Below are 16,983 nucleotides of genomic sequence, written 5' to 3' on the forward strand. Positions count from 1 at the left end.
TGGAACATTCGAGTCTACTTGATTGCCATGTGCCAACATGCCGACGCATGGTTGGAAGAAGCAAGAAAAGCGAACCTTCCTTCACTGGACGAATGGTTTGCAAGCCAATTAGCTGCATAGTCACAGGCCTTTTCCATATTTTTTAAAAACCCGATATTGTCGGGTTATTTGGCATGCCCATTTTTTGAAAATGGCTTTCCAAGGTTAACAAAATAGGCGATTTTTGACCCATTCACCCCTTGTCCAGACTCGGATTCATCTCTCTAATTCCGAGCTACTATCATCGATTTGGTGCTCTCAGGTCTTGGACGACATGCCCGCAGCCGGCCCTTACTCCTGTTCGTCCACCGAAACGTGAGTTCCGTCCCCGAGCGCGATATAGGCAAGCCCCGCTCCGATGCACACGGCCAGCAATACCAATGCGAACATCCCTTCCATCTCAGGCTCCTCCTTAAAATCGTCTCTACTCATTTAGACGACGGCAGGATAAAAAAAGTTTCACCCTTCACGAACTTTTTACAAATCATTTATTGAAAAGCTGCCGGGGCTTCCCGGCAGCTTGCAGGTACGGTTTTTGCCCGGTCTCGCCAATACCGGCAAACGCGGGCGATTAGTGAAACTCTACGTCGATCCGTCGTCTTGTATCCGTCTGCAGTTTCGGCATGCGCACTTCCAGCACGCCGTTTCGGTAACTTGCTTTCACGCCTTCCGCCGCAACACGAGCAGGCAGCGTGACCGAGCGGTGGAAACGTCCGACAAACCGCTCCTGTCTGTGCATTCGCTCGTCTCTCACCTCATTCACACGGTTGATGGTGCCGCTGATCGTCAGCACATTGTTGTCGATGTCGATCTGCACATCTTCCTTTTTCTCCAGCCCGGGAAGATCGCAGGTGGCCACGACTTCATTGTCCGTTTCATACACATCGATCCGTGGAACGCCAAAATTCCCCTCCGTGCCGGTCAACCATCCGAACGGCACGCCCGGCGTGAAAAATCGGTCCAGCTCCCGCCGCACATTTTCCAGATGGCGGAACGGTTCAAAAGGAATCAACGCCATGCTCAAAACCTCCTGTAATCGATTCACAGAGGTTATTTTGCCTTTTCTGGCCTGCTTTATTCCCTTCCGATACAATGGGCAGCAGCAAAAGAGGCCCCTGGTTCGGGGCCTCGCCAAGCATCAACCGATTACCGCGCATTCGCCAGCTGATTTTTCAGGATGTTCGGGACCTGGGCGATCGCATCCGCCAGTTTGGCGGCATCCCTTCCGCCCGCCTGTGCCAGTTCGGGGCGTCCGCCGCCGCCGCCGCCCGTAATCGCCGCCACTTCCTTGACGATCTTGCCGGCCTGCAGACCTTTGGCCACAAGGTCTTTCGTGACGCCAGCGACAAAATTCACTTTTCCGTCATTCGCCGCACCAACCACGACGACGCCGGAACCGATCCGGTTCCGCAGATCCTCCGCCACATTGCGGAGAGCGTCCGAATCCAATCCGGCCACTTCCGCCGCGATGTACGAAATGCCTTCCACCTGCTGCACTTTGTCAAGCAACCCTTTCACTTCGTAGGAAGCCAGCTTGCCCTTCAACGATTCGATTTCCTTCGTTAGTTCCTTCACGTTCGACTGCAACGCTTCGACCCGCACCGGAATGTCCTTCACGTTCGATTTCAGCTTGCCCGCAATTTCCTCCAGCAGCTTGCTCTGCTGCTGCATATACTGGTATGCGCCGCGGCCGGTGACCGCTTCAATCCGCCGGATGCCCGCCGCGATCGACGACTCGGACACGATTTTAAAAATCCCGATTTCCCCGGTTCGCCGCACATGGCAACCGCCGCACAGTTCGATCGAGTAGTCGCCCGCCTTGACCACGCGCACCACATCGCCGTATTTTTCGCCGAACAATGCCATGGCGCCCAGTTTTTTCGCTTCTTCCAGCGGCATTTCGCTGATCTCGACCGGCAGGTTGGCCCAGATCTGTTCGTTCACTTTCCGCTCGACAGCCTCGATTTCCTCCGGCGTCATCGCACTCAGATGGGAGAAGTCAAACCGCAGGCGGTCCGCTTCCACCAGCGAACCGGCTTGTGCCACATGATCGCCCAGCACTTCCCGCAGCGCCTTGTGCAGCAGATGCGTGCCCGTGTGGTTCTTGATGATGTCGGCCCGCTTCGCTTCGTCAATCGCCGCTTCCACCGTGTCGAACACTTCAACCTCGCCGGAGATCACCTGCACCTTGTGCAGATGGTAGCCGTTCGGCGCCTTCTGTACATCCAGTACCTGCAGCTGCGCTTTCTCGCCGACGGAGATGATGCCCGTATCGGCCACCTGTCCGCCCGATTCCGCGTAAAACGGGGTGTGGTCAAGCACCACTTCGGCCACGTCGCCTTCCTGCGCCGATTTTGCAATCTGCCCATCCTTCAAAATCGCCAGCACTTTTCCGGACGAAGCCAGTTCCGTATAACCGACAAACGTTGAAACGAGTTCGCCAAGCTCGTCAAAAACGGTGTTCTGCACCTGCATCGACGACACGTCCTTGCGAGCGGCGCGGGCCCGTTCCCGCTGTTCCTGCAGCGCTTTTTCGAAGCCTTCGCGGTCCACAGTCAGGCCGTTTTCAAACGCGATGTCCTCCGTCAGGTCGATCGGGAATCCGTACGTGTCGTACAGACGGAACACATCGTCGCCGGGAATCACCGTTCTGCCCTCCGCTTTCACACGGGCGATCACGTCAGCCAGCAAGTTCTCGCCTTCCTGCAGCGTCTCCGAGAAACGTTCCTCTTCCGCTTTAATCACCCGCTCGATAAATTCCCGTTTTTCGACGACTTCCGGATAGTACACGCCCATGATGTCACCGACTACTTTCACCAGCGAGAACAGGAACGGCTTTTCGATGCCCAGCACTTTTCCGTAGCGGACCGCCCGCCGCAGCAACCGGCGAATCACATAGCCGCGCCCCTCATTTGACGGAAGCGCACCGTCGCCGATCGAGAACGTGACCGTGCGCACATGGTCGGCGATCACCTTGAAGGCCACGTCCCATTCTTCTTTTTCACGGTACGGCTTGCCGGCGATCCGACTTGTCTCCTCAATGATCGGCAAAAACAGGTCGGTGTCGAAGTTCGTTTCGCTGTTTTGCAAAATCGAACAGAGCCGCTCCAGCCCGGCGCCGGTGTCGATGTTTTTCTTCGGCAGCTCAGTGTAGGTGCCGTCCGGGTTATGGTTGAATTGCGAGAACACCAGGTTCCACACTTCCAGGAAGCGGGTGCCGCCGTCCAGATCCGGATGGAACTGCTCCGGCTGTCCTTTTTCCGGATAGCGGTCGTAAAAAATTTCGGAGCACGGTCCGCACGGCCCCTCGCCGATATCCCAGAAGTTGTCGTCTTCCGTGCGGGCGATTTTCGATTCCGGCAGCCCGATCTCTTCGTGCCAGATTTTGAACGCCTCGTCGTCTTCATGATGGATCGTCACATACAGGCGGTCTTTGTCAAACCCGATCCACTCTTTCGAGGTCAGAAACTCCCACGCCCAGTGAATCGCTTCCCGCTTGAAATAGTCGCCGATCGAGAAGTTGCCGAGCATTTCGAAAAACGTATGGTGCCGGGCGGTCTTCCCCACGTTTTCGATGTCATTGGTGCGGATGCATTTTTGCGAGTTGGTCATCCTCGGATTCTTCGGAATCTCGCTGCCGTCAAAATATTTTTTGAGCGGCGCCATCCCGGCGTTGATCCACAAAAGCGACGGGTCGTTGTACGGAACCAGGCTTGCGCTTGGTACAATATCATGCCCTTTCGATGCAAAAAAACGCAGAAACTTCTCACGAATTTCAGACGATTTCATGAAAATCCTCCTCGCTGTCAATCTGTACGAATCGGTCCTCCCGCCCGCAAAATCCACGCAAAAAAGCCTTTCATCCACTCCAGGGACGAAAGGCTCGACTCTCGCGGTACCACCCTGATTGCCCACCCATCAAAGTGAAGCCTGGCCTTCGAAGAGAATTCCGAGTACTTTGATGGGACCCGAAAAGAGATCACTGGGCCACCTCAGATGTGCGGTAACGGGCACAAACCGGCAGGGATTAGCTGCACTAGGAAGTAGCTTCGGATACCCTTCACAGAGGAACCCTTGCAGCCGGGGGGCTCCCTCTCTGGCTGTGGACTGCATCCTACTCCGCTTCCGCATCGCGTTCTCACTGTTCTGGTTTGCTCCTCATTATAGCGATCGTCCGCCGCTGCGTCAACCGGTGCCGCCCTATCTGTCGAAACCCATGCCAGCACCGGTCTGTCCAGCCCACTAGGCTCCCGCACCGGAGCCCGCCGCATCCGCACTATCTATCGGGCAATCGCTGCTCCAGCCGCCTTACCGCTTCACTAGTCCGGCAAACAGTTGCCGAACTGCTCGCGGATTTCCGGCACTTTCGGGATCAGCGAGTCGATGATTTCGTTCACACGTTCCTTGTCCTGCGTCGAATCCACTTCGACAACCGAGTCGACATCCAACTCGACTGCAAAATGATACGTATTTCCTTCACGGGTCACCAGGATCCCCGCATCGTTATGCCCTCCTTTCCGATACAAAAAAAGAGCACACCCAACGGGTCTGCTCCCGGAAACGCAAACAGCCCGCGTCTGACGGGCCGATCCATCCAGTCAAAATTCAATTAACCCAAGCGAGATCATCAGTGCTTCATTCACCCTGGACATCATTTCATCGTCCAGGTGGGTGATTTTATCGGTCAACCGCTGCTTGTCGATTGTTCGAATCTGTTCCAGCAGAATCACGGAGTCACGTTCCAGTCCGTTCGGTTCCGCTTTGACTTCAACATGCGTGGGAAGTTTGGCTTTTTGGATCTGTGCGGTGATCGCCGCCACAATCACAGTCGGACTGAATCGATTACCGATGTCGTTCTGGAGAATCAGCACGGGGCGGAACCCACCCTGTTCGGAACCGACCACAGGTGACAATTCCGCAAAAAAAATATCCCCACGCCTCACATTCACGGGCTACACCCCGCTTACAAGCCGATCTAGAGTGATTTCCGCCTCTTCTTCAGCCTGAAACGCTTCCGATGCGATGTTCAGGTTAATTTTCGCCATTTCCAGATAGCCGCGCTGCATCGTTTCGCGAATGTAATGTTTTTTCCGTTCGTTCAGGTACATGCGCATCGCTTTTCGAATCAGTTCGCTCCGGTTGGAATTTTCCTGTGCCACGATACCATCCATTTCCTGGAGAAGGTGATTGGGAATACTGACCATAATCCGTTTTGTGTTTGACAACATCCGGCACCCCCGACACAATTTCCTACCCACGCTGGTATTATACCCACGTTTGCGTTTGGATGTCAAAAGTCTGAATCTTCCCCTTCACTCACAGGACATACGTTCTCGGCACGCGTTTCCCGAGAGCGCACGCCACTTCATAAGAAATGGTGCCCATCCAGTCGGCTACTTCATCCAGTGAAATAAAATTTTCTCCCTGCCCGCCGTACAATACCACTTCATCGCCGACCGACACGCCTTCGACGTCGGTCACATCGACCATACACTGGTCCATACAGATGCGGCCGATGACCGCCGCCCGTTGCCCGCGTATCAGGACTTGCGCCTTGCCTGACAAAAGCCGAGAATATCCGTCTCCGTAACCGACCGGCAGCGTGGCGATCACCGCTTGCTCCCGTTCCACCTTCGTCGCTCCGTACGAAACGCCCGCCCCGCGCGGCAAGGTTTTCAGGTGGACGATTTTCGTCACCAGCCGCAGCGCTTGCCGCAACTCCACTTTTGACCGGTCCACCTGTTTCGATGGATACAGCCCATACAGCGAGATTCCGATCCGCACCATATCGTACGCCATCTCCGGATATTGGATGGCGGCCGCGCTGTTGGCGATGTGCCGCAGCGCAATCCGCACGCCGCGTGCCTCAAGCTCCGCCAGCAGACGTTTCCACCTCGCGATCTGCCGCTCCGTATAGGTATTGTCCGCTTCGTCCGCCGTCGCAAAGTGGGAAAACACGCCTTCCACTTCGATTCCTTCGCGGTCCGCCGCCGCACAGATAAAATCGGCCGCCTCCTCCGCCTGCAGACCGATCCGCCCCATACCGGTGTCCACCTTGATGTGCACGCGAGCCTTTTTTCCCGCCGCCCGCGCCGTTTGCGCCAGTGCCTCAAGCGTCTCCGACTGAAACACCGTTTGCGTCAGATCCCAGCGAACCACCACTCGGGAGGCCTCCGGCGGCGTATACCCCAATACCAAAATCGGCGCTGCGATGCCCGCTTTTCGCAGTTCGACCGCTTCTTCCACGCTGGCCACCGCCAGGTAAGAAACGCCGGCTGCCAGCGCCTGTTTCGCCACCTGCACCGCACCATGTCCGTATCCGTCCGCTTTCACGGCCGCCAGAAGCCGCGTCTGCACCGGCAAAATTCTGCGAAATTCCCGTACGTTATGTGCAATATTGGCAAGATTGACTTCCGCCCAAGTTGGTCGAATCATCCGTCCGCCTCGCTTCTGTCTTTTCTTCAGCCTACCAACACCAGACAGACCCCGTCAAGAGCGGAGCGGCGGCTGCCCGTACGGAACCACCACGGCCGGCTGCCCACGGCAAACGGGGCGGTTGCCCGTACGGAACCACCACAGCCGGCTGCCCACGGCAAACGGGGCGGTTGCCCGCCCCGGTGCTCCGGCAGTCCTTATTTTCCGACAGTTCCCATCGTCGATTGCGCAATTTTCGTGAGTTCCTGCACAGGCAGCGTGGAAGTCATCGAGAATTCGATTCCTCTGTGCATCCAGTACATCGTTTTTGCCTGGCCTGAACCGGTCACGACCGCCGGCGTTCCGTACAAATCCCTGACTGTGGTGTCCGCCGGCAATGTCGCGGTTCCCGGCGCCGGACGGCGTTCCGTCAGCGTCAGCGTCTGTCCCTTGCCATCCTGATACACGAGATAGATCGTACCATCCTGCTGTTTCATTTCTTTCAGCGCCATGCCTTGCGGCAGATAGCTCGGCTCGATCACGCCGAAGTCGGTCTTGCCAGCCGCCGCCGGCACCGCCCCTTGATCCGTCGCCAAGGCCATCGCCGCTTCCGGTGTGAACGTATCTTTCTTAAAGCTCATGCCGGTGTCGAAAAATTCATAGTTCACGGTTACAATCGCCCGATTGTCCTTGTTCAAGAGCACCATCTGTTTCGGATACAGCTTGCGGTCGTCGAGCACGATCTGCTGTCTGACGATCAGCGGATTTTCCGGCGTCATCGGCATTTCAAACACGACCGCCCCCTCTTTCGTCGAGAATTGCTTGTCTTGCACTTTCAAAATCCGGTCCACCATCGCGTGATACAAATAGACGTGCCCCCCGTGGTCTTCCGTCCAGTCCCCTTTGAACCGGAAACTTTTTTTCAATTGCGGGTTGACGACAAAAATCCCTTCCTCATTGCGCACGATCACCTGGTTGATTTCCCGTTTTTCATCCCCCAAGGCGATCCGGTACAGATTCGGCGCCTGGTACCAGGTTTCAATGTAATATTTGGAGGTCGATTCCGGTTGCTGCACCACCATCATCGCCTTGCTCTGGTAGGATTTCAGGTTTTTCTGCACCCCCTGCAAATCCTGCACCACATTCTCCATCGTCCGTTTGCCGCACCCGGCCAGCCCGAGGCTCAGCACGAGCAGGGCGACCACCAGAAAGACAAACGATTTGCGCATACTACCACCCCTCGTTTTTCGTTCAACGGCTGTCCCACGTCTGATACAGGATATTCGGCCAGTCCGCCGAATAGTACAAGGCACTCCCAAAAAGAAAAAGGGAATATTCCAAAAGCGGCGAATACCATTTTGGAAAAGGGAGTGATTCAACATGATCGTGGTCGCCAGCCAACATGGACAATTTGCAAAAAGTCCATGCCGAAATCGAGCGGCTTGGCACCGAATCGCTGGTCGTTCAATGTGTACGCCGCCTATATGAACGGCGAAGTGGTGACACTGGACGGAGGTGCATGGTTGAACCGGGGACTGCTTGCGTAGTTCCCCTTTTTTCTTTTGCTTGTTATACTATTTCATAGTAATTTTTGCCTGAATCGATCAGCTGGTGGTGTGGCAGTCTGGAGGTTTTCCCTTCATGTGGCTCGTTCATGAGAAGTATTATGCAAACTGCGAGACCGAACGGGAACTGGTCCTGGCACAAATCCGCGACCGCCTGTTTCAGGTAGCTGTGGCAGCCGAGGACAAACTGCAGGGTCGCACTTTCAACGAATTGTTGGGCGAGGGAAACCTGGCCTACTACCCGCACGATTACCAAGTGGCGTTCCTGAACAAAAAACTGCAGCCGACCATCACCTACATGAACCATGCTTTGGAAAAGATTCTGTCGGCCCGCAATGCAACATGTGCGGCGCCATCCTGATCGCCCGCGATCTGACGACCGAATGGCAACAGGGACCAGCCTCGGCCTCCCCGTCTGCAAACAGATGATCGAAGAACACGGCGGAACCGTTCATGTGATGGGCCAACCGGGTGAAGGAAGCTGTTTTATCGTTCGGCTTCCGCTTCCTCATACCAGGGGTTCAGATGGACCAGCACCTCTTCCACATCTGGATGCTCTCGCTTGATCGCATCGCGGATGGTGCGGGCCACATCGTGCCCTTCCTGCACCGTAATCGTGCCCGGTACTCCCACCCGCACATCGACCAGGATGTAGTGGCCGTGCGCCCGGGCGCGCAGCCGATCCAACCGTTTTACATGCGGCACTGCCAAAATCGTCTCGGCGAACGCATCCAGTTTCCCCTGTTCGACCGTCCGCTCCATCAACACTTCCACCGATTCTTTTCCCGTGTCATAGGCCAATTTGAGAATCAGCAAAGCAACCACAAACCCGGCTACCGGGTCTGCGTAATAGAGCGCAGGCAGCTTCCACCAGGTTCCCGCCAGCGCAATCCCGATCCCGGTCGTAGCGGCAATCGAAGCGATCACATCCGCCTGGTGATCGACCGCCGTCGCGATCAGGCCGGGGGAATTGAGTTTTTTGCCCAACCGCATCGTATAGGTATACAAAATTTGTTTCAACAGCCAAGAGAAACCGGCTGCCGCGAACGCAATCCAACTCGGTGCGTGCGGCGGTTCAAACAACGCTTCGATCGAGCCGGCCGCGATCTCGATCGCCGCCACCGTCAGAATCCCCGCCACGATGCCGGAAGCGACCACCTCCGCTTTGCCGTGCCCGTACGGGTGGTCATCGTCCGCTGGCCGATTGGAAACCTTCATCGAAATCAACACGGCTACGGAGGCAAGTACATCGGCCGCCGAGTGGAACCCGTCGGCGATCAGTGCCTCGCTCAGGAACAGATAGCCGATCGCCAGTTTCAAAACGGTCAACAACACATTGGACACAACAGAGATCCAGGCGGCCATTTTGCTTACCCGTTCCCGGTGTTCCAAACGGTCCACCTCCCGCATTCTTCTCTCATTTTATCCTGGCCCCCTCCCGTCTATCCTGCAGGCGCCGACGCTCGACCCCCACTCTATGATTTTGTAAGAATCTATGACGGCAGGTATAAAATGCTAGATTATCGTCCATACTGCTGGTAAACAACCTACGGAGGCTGATGGAAGTGCACACGCTCGAACTGTTCATCCGCGACGGAGAACTTGATCTGCAAAGCTACATCGAGTTTCTGTTCCTGCTCACCCAACAGCAAACCGAGCCGGCGCTCATCCATTGAACGCGCAAAAAACGGCCTGCAGCCGCCACCGCACGGGGTCGGAAAGTTTACACCACATCGTACCCGGCCCTTGCCCTCTCCCTCGTGAACGATTGGAAATCCCTCGTCGGAGATCCGCTTATTTCGTAAAGATGCGGATGACTTCCAGCAGTTCTTCAATGTGCTTCGAGCCGTCCCCTTCTTGAATGGCGTTCGCCACACAGCCCCGCGTATGGCTGTCGATTAAGCTTAACCCCACTTTGTTGGTCGCCGCTTTGACCGCAGCCAATTGTGCAAGAATGTCCACACAGTAGCGATCCTCTTCAATCATTTTTTGAATGCCGCGGATCTGCCCCTCGATTTTTTTCAGCCGCCGCAGCAAATCGTCTTTGTTCGAACGGTAGCCGTGCATATGACGACATCCTCCCTGCACATGTGCCACAATGTTTTATATATACAATACCCCCCTACTGTAGTCAAGAAGTTCAGTGTTTTTTGGCCGTCACCGACTGTGAAATGCGCGTGTGCCTATTGCTGTCCCTCTAAGCAGTTTCCCGATTTTCAAAATGAACTATTCGGGTGCGATATCAACAAAAACTCCACATCGAGATCCGACTTGTTGAGCGAATCAAATCTTCCACCTTGATCCACTTGGCATCGCGAGCCATCCGGCCATTCCCATAGGCCGCTGGGCGCGTCACCACCGCTGTCTCACGCCGAAGCGGAAGCGGCGGTGCTGTTGGCTCCGTCCTTCGGCAGCCGACTTCCCAACAGCCAGCCGATAACCGGCAGCACCAGCAGCAGTTCGATCAGTGTGGCGAGGCCGGCCGATTTGGCGAAATAGCCCATCACCGCAGCACCGATACCGCCCGCGCCGATTGCAAATCCGATCATCAGACCGGACACCATTCCGATTTTGCCCGGCACCAGCTCCTGCGCATAGACCACCGTCACTGCAAAACTGCACAAGCTGATAAACCCGACGACAAAAATGTTCAACAGCGCCAGCCCACCTGTCAAATGAGGAATCAACAGGATGAACGGAATCGCGCCCACCATCGAAAACAGCAAAATACTGCGTTTGCTAAAACGGTCCGCCAACGGACCGCCGACAAACGTGCCGATGGCGCCCGCCAGCAGAAACACAAACAGATAGACTTCCGCGGTCGTCGTGTTCATGCCCAATATATTGATGTAATAGAGCGGCAAAAAGCTGGCGATGCCAATGTGAATCCAGGAACGGATGCTGACCACGCCGACCAGCAAAGCCAGCGCGCCATACCGGTTGGCGCCGGTTGCAGCCTGACCGGATTTTCGCCGGGTACCCGTCCAATTTTTATACCAGCGGGCGACAATGGTCAGGGCGGCGGCGCTCAACAAGGCAGGCGGCAGCAGCCAGAACGATCCTTTCAGTCCGAACGGCAGCAGCAACAGCGAAATCATCAGCGGGCCAAACGCTTGTCCGGCATTGCCTCCCACCTGAAAAATCGACTGCGCCAGACCCTTGCGGGACCCCGCCGCCAGATGGGCAACCCGCGACGCTTCCGGATGAAAAGTCGCCGACCCAAGCCCGATCAGCACTACCATCAGCAAAACCTCGGCAAAACTGTGGGCGTACGCGATGCCGGTCAAGCCGAGCCCCGCAAACAGGGCAGCCAGCGGCAATAGCCACGGCACCGGTTTTTTGTCCGTCATGTAGCCGAGTCCCGGCTGCAAGAAGGATGCCGTAAGATTCGCGACCATCACCACGATCCCCAACTGGGCGTAGTTCAGGCTCATCTCCTGTTGCAGAACCGGCAGCATCGCCGGTACCACCGACGTCAGCAAATCCTGCAGAAAATGAGCGGCGCAAATGATCCACAAAATCCGATATTGTGTCTGTGACTCCCGCTTCAAGACATCCACCGGTTTCCCTCCCCCCATCATTCTCTCTATCGTACCACACTACGCGCCCCTCAGCATATGAATCGATTGCCCCGTGTTCAGCTCGTACCGACGCTGGCCCGCCCAGTAGAATACGGTTGAGAACAGCGAGACGAACGCCATCGTCAGAAACAGCGTCGTTCCTCCATACGCCACGAGTAGCATGCCGCCGAGCCACGGTCCGAGAAACTGGCCGACATTGCTGAAATTTTTCGCGCCAAAATAGGTGCCCCGCATCCCCTCCGGCGCCAGCCGATCGATAAACACACTGCCTGCCGGAAACGTCAAGATCTCCCCGATCGTGAATATCACCATGGAAAAAATCATCGTGCCCCAGCCGCCCGCCAGCGCAAACCCCACGTCCCCCAGCGCGTAAAAGCAGTTTCCAACCGCAATGCTGGCGAGCGCCGTCCGCTTTTCGGCCCATTTTGCAAGCGGCATCTGGAAGGCGATGACCGTCAGCGCATTGACGCTCATCATCCAGGCAAACAATGTTACGCCGTCGACGAAGCTGTGTTCCGCATACTGGGACAGCGTCACGTTCATCTGCGAATATCCGATCGCCGTAAACATCCCACCCAGGATGTACAACCGGAAAGCGCTATCATGAACGATCACGTGCAGGGCGGAGCGGAACGTCACATGCTCCTTTTTCTGCCCTTCGATTTGGCGAATGCCAAACCGGTTGAGCAACAGATTCAACACGCTCGCATACGACAGGTAAATCAGGCCGGTGATCACAAACGGCAGCCAGCCGGCTGCCAGGCCAAACAACGCCCCCGCCAGCGGGCCCACCGAGACGCCGATATTGATCGCGGTATAGCGCAGGGAAAAGACGCGAAACCGCCGCTCCGGCTCCGTCAGATCGGCCATCAGCGCCTGTGACACCGGCTCAAAGAACGACCGGCAAAGACCGTTCAACATGGCAAGAATCATAAACATCCACGGCTTTGTGGCGAGACCAAACCCGAGAAACACCAGCCCCCACACATACAGGGCGCTCATCATCACTTTCCTGCGGCCGAACCGGTCCGACAAGGTACCGCCGACAAATCCGCCGAGCGTGCCGGCGACCGGCCCCAGCCCGATCGTAACGCCGATCAACGCCGGGCTCATCTCCACATGGCGCGACAGATAAATCGCCAGAAACGGCATGCTCATCGAGTCGGCCGCCCGCGCCAGCACCGTCCCGCAGATCAGCGAATGGACAATCGGATGATACGATTGGAAAAACGACCGAACCCGGTTTATCATCGATCACGCCTCCCACTCGATAAATTCCAACCGGTTGCCGAACGGGTCCTTTGCGTAAAATCGCTTGGCGCCAGGCAAGGAATCGTCATCCTGTACCCGGATCCCGTTCGCCGCCAACCGTTCCCGCAGCCTCTCCAGATCGCGTACGCGAAAGGCAGGGTGCGCTTTTTTGGCGGGTGAAAAATCCGGTTCCACCCCGATATGCAGCTGTTGCGATCCGCAGCGGAACCAGACGCTGGCACAAACGGCTTGATGTCCAATACGGGCGTTCCGTCAATCGCATCCAGCCCCTGTACGCGCAGCACATTGCCGTCCACTTCCAGCAGCCGGACGGTGGTGACGCCGATCGGGTTCGGCCGGTGCTTCGCCCGCTGCGCGAAAATCCCGACTTCCGGCATATCGGATCGACCGCGCGGGCGCCGCACCAGATCGGCCGATGCGTTAAACGCAGTCTGGTGCATCCAAAACACCACGACCAGATGGAAAAATTGCCCGATGCCCCGCAATCCGCCAGCCAAATGGTGTTCGATGCGGATTTCCGACACCACGCCTCCCCAATTTTCGTCGATCGGTTCCGATACGGGCGACCTGACAACCCCAATCGGTTGAAACCCGATTTGTCGGTTCATGACGTCGAACACCTCCTGACCTTTACTCTACTCCAACTTTTCACAATTTTGTTATAGAATATCGATAACAAGTTAATGGTCATGCAAAATCTCGGCGTGTCGATGCTTCCGGAACGCGTGGTGCGGGACGAAACAAAAGCGGGATCACTCGTTGCGCACGACATCGCGCAGGGCAAACTGACCCGCCCGACATTGATCGCCTATCCGAAACACAAGCAGACAGACAAAGAACTGTTGCGGTTTGTGAACTGGCTGGTCGAGTCGTACTAGGATCGCCAGGTCTCCGCATGCTTCCGGACAATCCGCAAAAATTCCCACAATGCGGGCGACAGCCACTTCGCTTTGTGATAGACGATCTGGGTGGCCACCTGAACGGCCGCTTCGTCCCACGCAAGCAGCGCGATTTTTTGCGCGGCCAGCTCGGACGACACCGTGATCATCGGCAGCAAGGCGATGCCGATCCCGCACATCACGCAGTTTTTGATCGCCTCGATGTTCCAAAATTCCAGATGGTTGGCCTGGACGATCCCGTGGCCCAGCAGATATTGTTCGAACTGGGCGCGGTAGCTGCACCCCGGCTCCGTGTATAACAGGGTTTCCGCCGCCAGATCGATCAGCTCGATCCGCTTTTTTCCAACCAAATGATGGTCGGGCGGCCCGATCAGGGCCATTCGCTCTCTGACCAAAAGTTCGGAAATCAGATCCGGCGCGTCTGTCTCCGCATCCAGTGTGAAGGCGAGGTCCAGTTCGCCGTTGCGCACCTGGTTTCTCATTTCCCAGCAGACGCCGGGCTTCAGGATGATTTTCACCTGCGGATACAGCCGTTTGTATTCCTGCAGCACAGACGGCAAGCGGTACGCGGCCAACGATTCGACGGCGCCGACCGTGATCGTGCCGGCCGGCACTTCACCGGCCTGCAGCAATTCCTTGACGGCAGCCTGCAGCTTCAACATCTCCTGCGCATACGGCAACAGCCGCCTGCCCGCATCGGTCAGCACCACCTTCTTGCCGAGCCGGTCGAACAGCGGCATCCCGAGTTCTTCCTCCAGCGCCCGAATTTGGGCGGTCACGCTGGACTGCGCATAGCCCAACAGCTCCGCCGCCCGCGTAAACCCCTTGGCTTCCGCCACCACTTTGAACGTGTTCAACTGACGCAGTTCCACCGGCCACACCCCCCCATCATTTTTTTCGATGATTTTGATCGAAACGATTCATTTCCATGATTATATATCGCCTGCTAAGATAAGAACAACATGAATTTACAACAAGAAAGGAGTTTTCGACATGGAGAATCAAGTCCGAATGAAAGCCACCATCGGCTTGCCGCAAGCTGTAGCCCTTTACATCGGCGCCGTTCTGGGGTCGGGGGTGCTGCTGGTGCCGGGATTGGCCGCTGAAATCGCAGGCCCCGCCTCGCTCGTCGCCTGGGGGCTGATGACCCTCCTGATTCTGCCGATGGCCTTGTCGATGGGGCTGCTGTCGGCGAAATTCCCGAATGCGGGCGGCGTGTCGCATTTTGTGACAAAAGCGTTCGGGCCACAGGCCGGTACGCTGGTCGGCTGGTTTTTCCTGATGTCCGTTCCGATCGGAGCCCCTGTTGTCGCACTTACCGGAGCGGGGTATTTCAGCACTGCCCTGGGGTGGGGAGAAACAAGCCGTGTCCTGATCGCTGTCCTGATGCTTGTGATCGGTGTCGCAACCAATTGGGTTGGGATGAAATTGGCCGGGCAGGTTCAAGTAGCGGTGGTGGTGTCGATTCTATCCGTACTGATCCTGGCGATCATCGGATCCATCCCCCATATCCAGTCTGCAAACTTCACTCCTTTTCTCCCCAATGGCTGGATCAGCGTCGGGCAGGCCGCCGCCATCCTGTTCTGGTGTTTTATCGGGTGGGAGGCCGTCTCCCATCTCTCGGAAGAGTTTGTGGACCCGCAGCGGGAAGCGATCAAAGGCGTCACCATCGCAGCGGCAATCGTTGGCGTTTTCTATTTCCTGACCGCTTTCGCAACGGTGGGAACGCATAGCTATGGATCCGTCAGCTCGGAAGCGTCACTCGTGCTGGTCATCGAGAGAATGTTGGGAGCCAGCGGAGCTGTTGTCGCCGGGTTGACCGGGGTGTTCATTTGCACCGCCACCATCATTGCTTATGTGGGCGCCGCTTCCCGGCTTGCCTATGCATTGGCGGTCAACGGGGACGCTCCCAAGCCGCTGGCGGCGCTTTCGAAAACATATCAAACGCCGCTTGGCGGACTCGTATTCTTGACGGTTTGTTTCGGAATCGTGCTCTTGCTTTACGTTACCGGAACCGTCTCCCTGTCCACGTTGATCCAGTTTCCCAACGCCACGTTTCTTCTCACCTACCTCGGCGGATGTGCGGCGGGAATCCGGCTCCTGAAGGGCAGTTATTTGGGGGTGGGCATCAGCTGGCTGTCGTTCCTGCTCACAGCCTGCATCTTCCCGTTCGTCGGTTGGGCGGTGTTGTATCCGGCGGTGATCGTCACCGGCTTATGGACGGCAGGCAAAATAAATGTAAAATGGAGATGACGAGAACGGAAAGGAAGGCAATCCACATGTCACGTTCGCTCTACTTGTCCTTGGCCGTATTGAGCCTGATCTGGGGAGGCTCCTTTTTCTTTATCAAAATTCTGCTGCGGAATTTCGATCCCTGGTCGATCGCATTTTTGCGAATTACGTTTGGCCTGCTTGCCGTCGTGTTGGTGATCGCACTGAGCCGCCAGCGGATCCGGTTGCAAGGGCTGCCTTGGTTCCCCTTGTTGGTAGTGGGGCTGTTCAACACGGTCATTCCCTGGGGGCTGATCGGTTTCAGTGAAACCCGCTTAACCAGCAGCATGGCCTCCATTCTGAATGCTACTACACCGCTCTGGTCGACAGTCATCGGCATGCTCTTGTTTCAGGGGAAACCCACCCGCAACCACTGGCTGGGCATCGGAATCGGATTTTTCGGATTGCTGGTGCTGCTCGACGTCAATCCCGCCACCATCGTGTCAGTCGATCCGACGGGCTTGCTTTGCATGCTTGCAGCCGCGATTTTTTACGGCTTCTCATCCCACTATTCGAAGCGTCATTTCAGTGAACTGTCCGTCTATGAAATTTCATTCGGGACTTTGTTTGCAGGAGCCGTCGCCAGCGGCCTGTTGACATTGCTGTTTGGCGATTTCTCCGTGCAGCCCCTCGTCTCATGGACCAACGGTCTTGCCTTTTTGGGGTTGGGTGCGTTCGGATCCGGCATCGCGTTTGTCCTGTTTTTCCATCTGGTGCAAAAAGGCAGCCCCGAACTGGCCACGATGGTCACCTACCTGGTTCCCGGCACTGCCATTGTGTGGGGGGCTCTGCTGCTGAACGAACCGGTCACCTGGAATTTGCTGATCGGGTTGGTTCTCATTCTGTCCGGCGTATATGTATCCAACCAGACCGGCTCGATTCTCCCTCGCAAGCATCTGCACAGTTCAAAAGCAAAATAAAGAAGGTGCTGGAAGAACCCGG

The 16,983-nt window shown here is 56.5% G+C and carries 18 protein-coding genes and 2 pseudogenes; 6 read left to right on the forward strand and 14 right to left on the reverse strand.

Annotated elements, in window-relative coordinates:
- Nucleotides 1-610: 610 nt before the first annotated feature.
- The 7 genes from C230_RS0107570 to C230_RS0107600 form a co-directional block, all read right to left on the reverse strand.
- Nucleotides 611-1,057, reverse strand: coding sequence for an Hsp20/alpha crystallin family protein (locus C230_RS0107570; protein ID WP_018131427.1), 447 nt, complete (start codon nucleotides 1,055-1,057; stop codon nucleotides 611-613).
- A gap of 128 nt (nucleotides 1,058-1,185) precedes the next feature.
- Nucleotides 1,186-3,828 carry an alanine--tRNA ligase gene (alaS, locus tag C230_RS0107575; RefSeq protein WP_018131428.1) on the reverse strand — a complete coding sequence of 881 codons (2,643 nt, stop codon included), beginning with the start codon at nucleotides 3,826-3,828 and terminating at the stop codon, nucleotides 1,186-1,188.
- 530 nt (nucleotides 3,829-4,358) lie between these two features.
- On the reverse strand, nucleotides 4,359-4,565 hold the full coding sequence (locus C230_RS0107580; RefSeq protein ID WP_018131429.1) for a hypothetical protein: 207 nt from the start codon (nucleotides 4,563-4,565) through the stop codon (nucleotides 4,359-4,361).
- A gap of 72 nt (nucleotides 4,566-4,637) precedes the next feature.
- Complete coding sequence (locus tag C230_RS0107585; protein ID WP_018131430.1) at nucleotides 4,638-4,988, reverse strand: type II toxin-antitoxin system PemK/MazF family toxin; 351 nt, start codon at nucleotides 4,986-4,988, stop codon at nucleotides 4,638-4,640.
- A 3-nt stretch (nucleotides 4,989-4,991) separates the two neighbouring features.
- Entirely contained in the window at nucleotides 4,992-5,267 is a 276-nt protein-coding gene (locus C230_RS0107590; RefSeq protein ID WP_018131431.1) for a CopG family ribbon-helix-helix protein, read from the reverse strand.
- A gap of 88 nt (nucleotides 5,268-5,355) precedes the next feature.
- Complete coding sequence (gene alr, locus C230_RS0107595) at nucleotides 5,356-6,474, reverse strand: alanine racemase (RefSeq protein WP_018131432.1); 1,119 nt, start codon at nucleotides 6,472-6,474, stop codon at nucleotides 5,356-5,358.
- 197 nt (nucleotides 6,475-6,671) lie between these two features.
- Nucleotides 6,672-7,682, reverse strand: a complete 1,011-nt coding sequence (locus tag C230_RS0107600) for a DUF4367 domain-containing protein (protein ID WP_018131433.1) — start codon at nucleotides 7,680-7,682, stop codon at nucleotides 6,672-6,674.
- A gap of 195 nt (nucleotides 7,683-7,877) precedes the next feature.
- On the opposite strand from C230_RS0107600, the gene C230_RS23560 reads away from it, so the two are divergent.
- The 3 genes from C230_RS23560 (at nucleotide 7,878) to C230_RS23870 (ending at nucleotide 8,584) form a co-directional block, all read left to right on the forward strand.
- Complete coding sequence (locus C230_RS23560; RefSeq protein WP_281168938.1) at nucleotides 7,878-8,000, forward strand: hypothetical protein; 123 nt, start codon at nucleotides 7,878-7,880, stop codon at nucleotides 7,998-8,000.
- 94 nt (nucleotides 8,001-8,094) lie between these two features.
- On the forward strand, nucleotides 8,095-8,379 hold the full coding sequence (locus C230_RS0107605) for a hypothetical protein (RefSeq protein ID WP_018131434.1): 285 nt from the start codon (nucleotides 8,095-8,097) through the stop codon (nucleotides 8,377-8,379).
- A gap of 22 nt (nucleotides 8,380-8,401) precedes the next feature.
- Nucleotides 8,402-8,584: an ATP-binding protein gene (locus tag C230_RS23870; RefSeq protein ID WP_169332836.1), complete on the forward strand. Its 183-nt coding sequence runs from the start codon at nucleotides 8,402-8,404 to the stop codon at nucleotides 8,582-8,584.
- Here the strand turns inward: C230_RS23870 and C230_RS0107610 are convergent.
- The 6 genes and pseudogenes from C230_RS0107610 to C230_RS22950 all read right to left on the reverse strand — a co-directional run.
- Entirely contained in the window at nucleotides 8,505-9,410 is a 906-nt protein-coding gene (locus tag C230_RS0107610) for a cation diffusion facilitator family transporter (RefSeq protein WP_156807390.1), read from the reverse strand. The two genes, C230_RS23870 and C230_RS0107610, sit on opposite strands and share 80 nt — an antisense overlap.
- Before the next feature lie 402 nt (nucleotides 9,411-9,812).
- Complete coding sequence (locus tag C230_RS0107620; protein ID WP_018131437.1) at nucleotides 9,813-10,085, reverse strand: metal-sensitive transcriptional regulator; 273 nt, start codon at nucleotides 10,083-10,085, stop codon at nucleotides 9,813-9,815.
- A gap of 299 nt (nucleotides 10,086-10,384) precedes the next feature.
- Nucleotides 10,385-11,578, reverse strand: a complete 1,194-nt coding sequence (locus C230_RS0107625; RefSeq protein ID WP_018131438.1) for an MFS transporter — start codon at nucleotides 11,576-11,578, stop codon at nucleotides 10,385-10,387.
- Nucleotides 11,579-11,617: 39 nt separating this feature from the next.
- A complete protein-coding gene (locus tag C230_RS0107630) occupies nucleotides 11,618-12,850 on the reverse strand; it encodes an MDR family MFS transporter (protein ID WP_018131439.1) in 1,233 nt (410 codons plus the stop codon).
- 3 nt (nucleotides 12,851-12,853) lie between these two features.
- A pseudogene (locus C230_RS22945) lies at nucleotides 12,854-13,084 on the reverse strand (VOC family protein); the annotation flags it as partial.
- Between the two features lie 47 nt (nucleotides 13,085-13,131).
- Nucleotides 13,132-13,479, reverse strand: a pseudogene (locus tag C230_RS22950) (SAM-dependent methyltransferase); the annotation flags it as partial.
- 81 nt (nucleotides 13,480-13,560) lie between these two features.
- On the opposite strand from C230_RS22950, the gene C230_RS0107640 reads away from it, so the two are divergent.
- Nucleotides 13,561-13,749: a LysR substrate-binding domain-containing protein gene (locus C230_RS0107640; protein ID WP_169332837.1), complete on the forward strand. Its 189-nt coding sequence runs from the start codon at nucleotides 13,561-13,563 to the stop codon at nucleotides 13,747-13,749.
- On the opposite strand, the gene C230_RS0107645 is transcribed toward C230_RS0107640, so the two are convergent.
- Nucleotides 13,746-14,642 carry a LysR family transcriptional regulator gene (locus tag C230_RS0107645; RefSeq protein WP_018131442.1) on the reverse strand — a complete coding sequence of 299 codons (897 nt, stop codon included), beginning with the start codon at nucleotides 14,640-14,642 and terminating at the stop codon, nucleotides 13,746-13,748. The two genes, C230_RS0107640 and C230_RS0107645, sit on opposite strands and share 4 nt — an antisense overlap.
- Nucleotides 14,643-14,763: 121 nt before the next feature.
- Here C230_RS0107645 and C230_RS0107650 point away from each other — a divergent pair, with 121 nt between their 5' ends.
- Nucleotides 14,764-16,023 (forward strand): amino acid permease, encoded by a 1,260-nt coding sequence (locus C230_RS0107650; RefSeq protein WP_018131443.1) that lies wholly within the window; start codon nucleotides 14,764-14,766, stop codon nucleotides 16,021-16,023.
- A 26-nt stretch (nucleotides 16,024-16,049) separates the two neighbouring features.
- Nucleotides 16,050-16,961, forward strand: coding sequence for a DMT family transporter (locus tag C230_RS0107655; RefSeq protein WP_018131444.1), 912 nt, complete (start codon nucleotides 16,050-16,052; stop codon nucleotides 16,959-16,961).
- The last annotated feature ends 22 nt before the right edge of the window (nucleotides 16,962-16,983 follow it).

The organism is Effusibacillus pohliae DSM 22757 (assembly GCF_000376225.1).
In the GTDB taxonomy this organism is placed as follows: domain Bacteria; phylum Bacillota; class Bacilli; order Tumebacillales; family Effusibacillaceae; genus Effusibacillus; species Effusibacillus pohliae.

Bases quoted from the DNA above. Each gene is read 5' to 3' on its own strand.
- C230_RS23870 (WP_169332836.1), top strand. From the start codon at position 8,402: ATGGCAACAGGGACCAGCCTCGGCCTCCCCGTCTGCAAACAGATGATC.
- C230_RS0107570 (WP_018131427.1), bottom strand. From the start codon at position 1,057: ATGGCGTTGATTCCTTTTGAACCGTTCCGCCATCTGGAAAATGTGCGG.
- C230_RS0107640 (WP_169332837.1), top strand. From the start codon at position 13,561: ATGCAAAATCTCGGCGTGTCGATGCTTCCGGAACGCGTGGTGCGGGAC.
- C230_RS0107590 (WP_018131431.1), bottom strand. From the start codon at position 5,267: ATGTTGTCAAACACAAAACGGATTATGGTCAGTATTCCCAATCACCTT.
- C230_RS0107630 (WP_018131439.1), bottom strand. From the start codon at position 12,850: ATGATAAACCGGGTTCGGTCGTTTTTCCAATCGTATCATCCGATTGTC.
- C230_RS0107655 (WP_018131444.1), top strand. From the start codon at position 16,050: ATGTCACGTTCGCTCTACTTGTCCTTGGCCGTATTGAGCCTGATCTGG.
- alr (WP_018131432.1), bottom strand. From the start codon at position 6,474: ATGATTCGACCAACTTGGGCGGAAGTCAATCTTGCCAATATTGCACAT.
- alaS (WP_018131428.1), bottom strand. From the start codon at position 3,828: ATGAAATCGTCTGAAATTCGTGAGAAGTTTCTGCGTTTTTTTGCATCG.
- C230_RS0107620 (WP_018131437.1), bottom strand. From the start codon at position 10,085: ATGCACGGCTACCGTTCGAACAAAGACGATTTGCTGCGGCGGCTGAAA.
- C230_RS23560 (WP_281168938.1), top strand. From the start codon at position 7,878: ATGCCGAAATCGAGCGGCTTGGCACCGAATCGCTGGTCGTTCAATGTG.
- C230_RS0107650 (WP_018131443.1), top strand. From the start codon at position 14,764: ATGGAGAATCAAGTCCGAATGAAAGCCACCATCGGCTTGCCGCAAGCT.
- C230_RS0107605 (WP_018131434.1), top strand. From the start codon at position 8,095: ATGTGGCTCGTTCATGAGAAGTATTATGCAAACTGCGAGACCGAACGG.
- C230_RS0107600 (WP_018131433.1), bottom strand. From the start codon at position 7,682: ATGCGCAAATCGTTTGTCTTTCTGGTGGTCGCCCTGCTCGTGCTGAGC.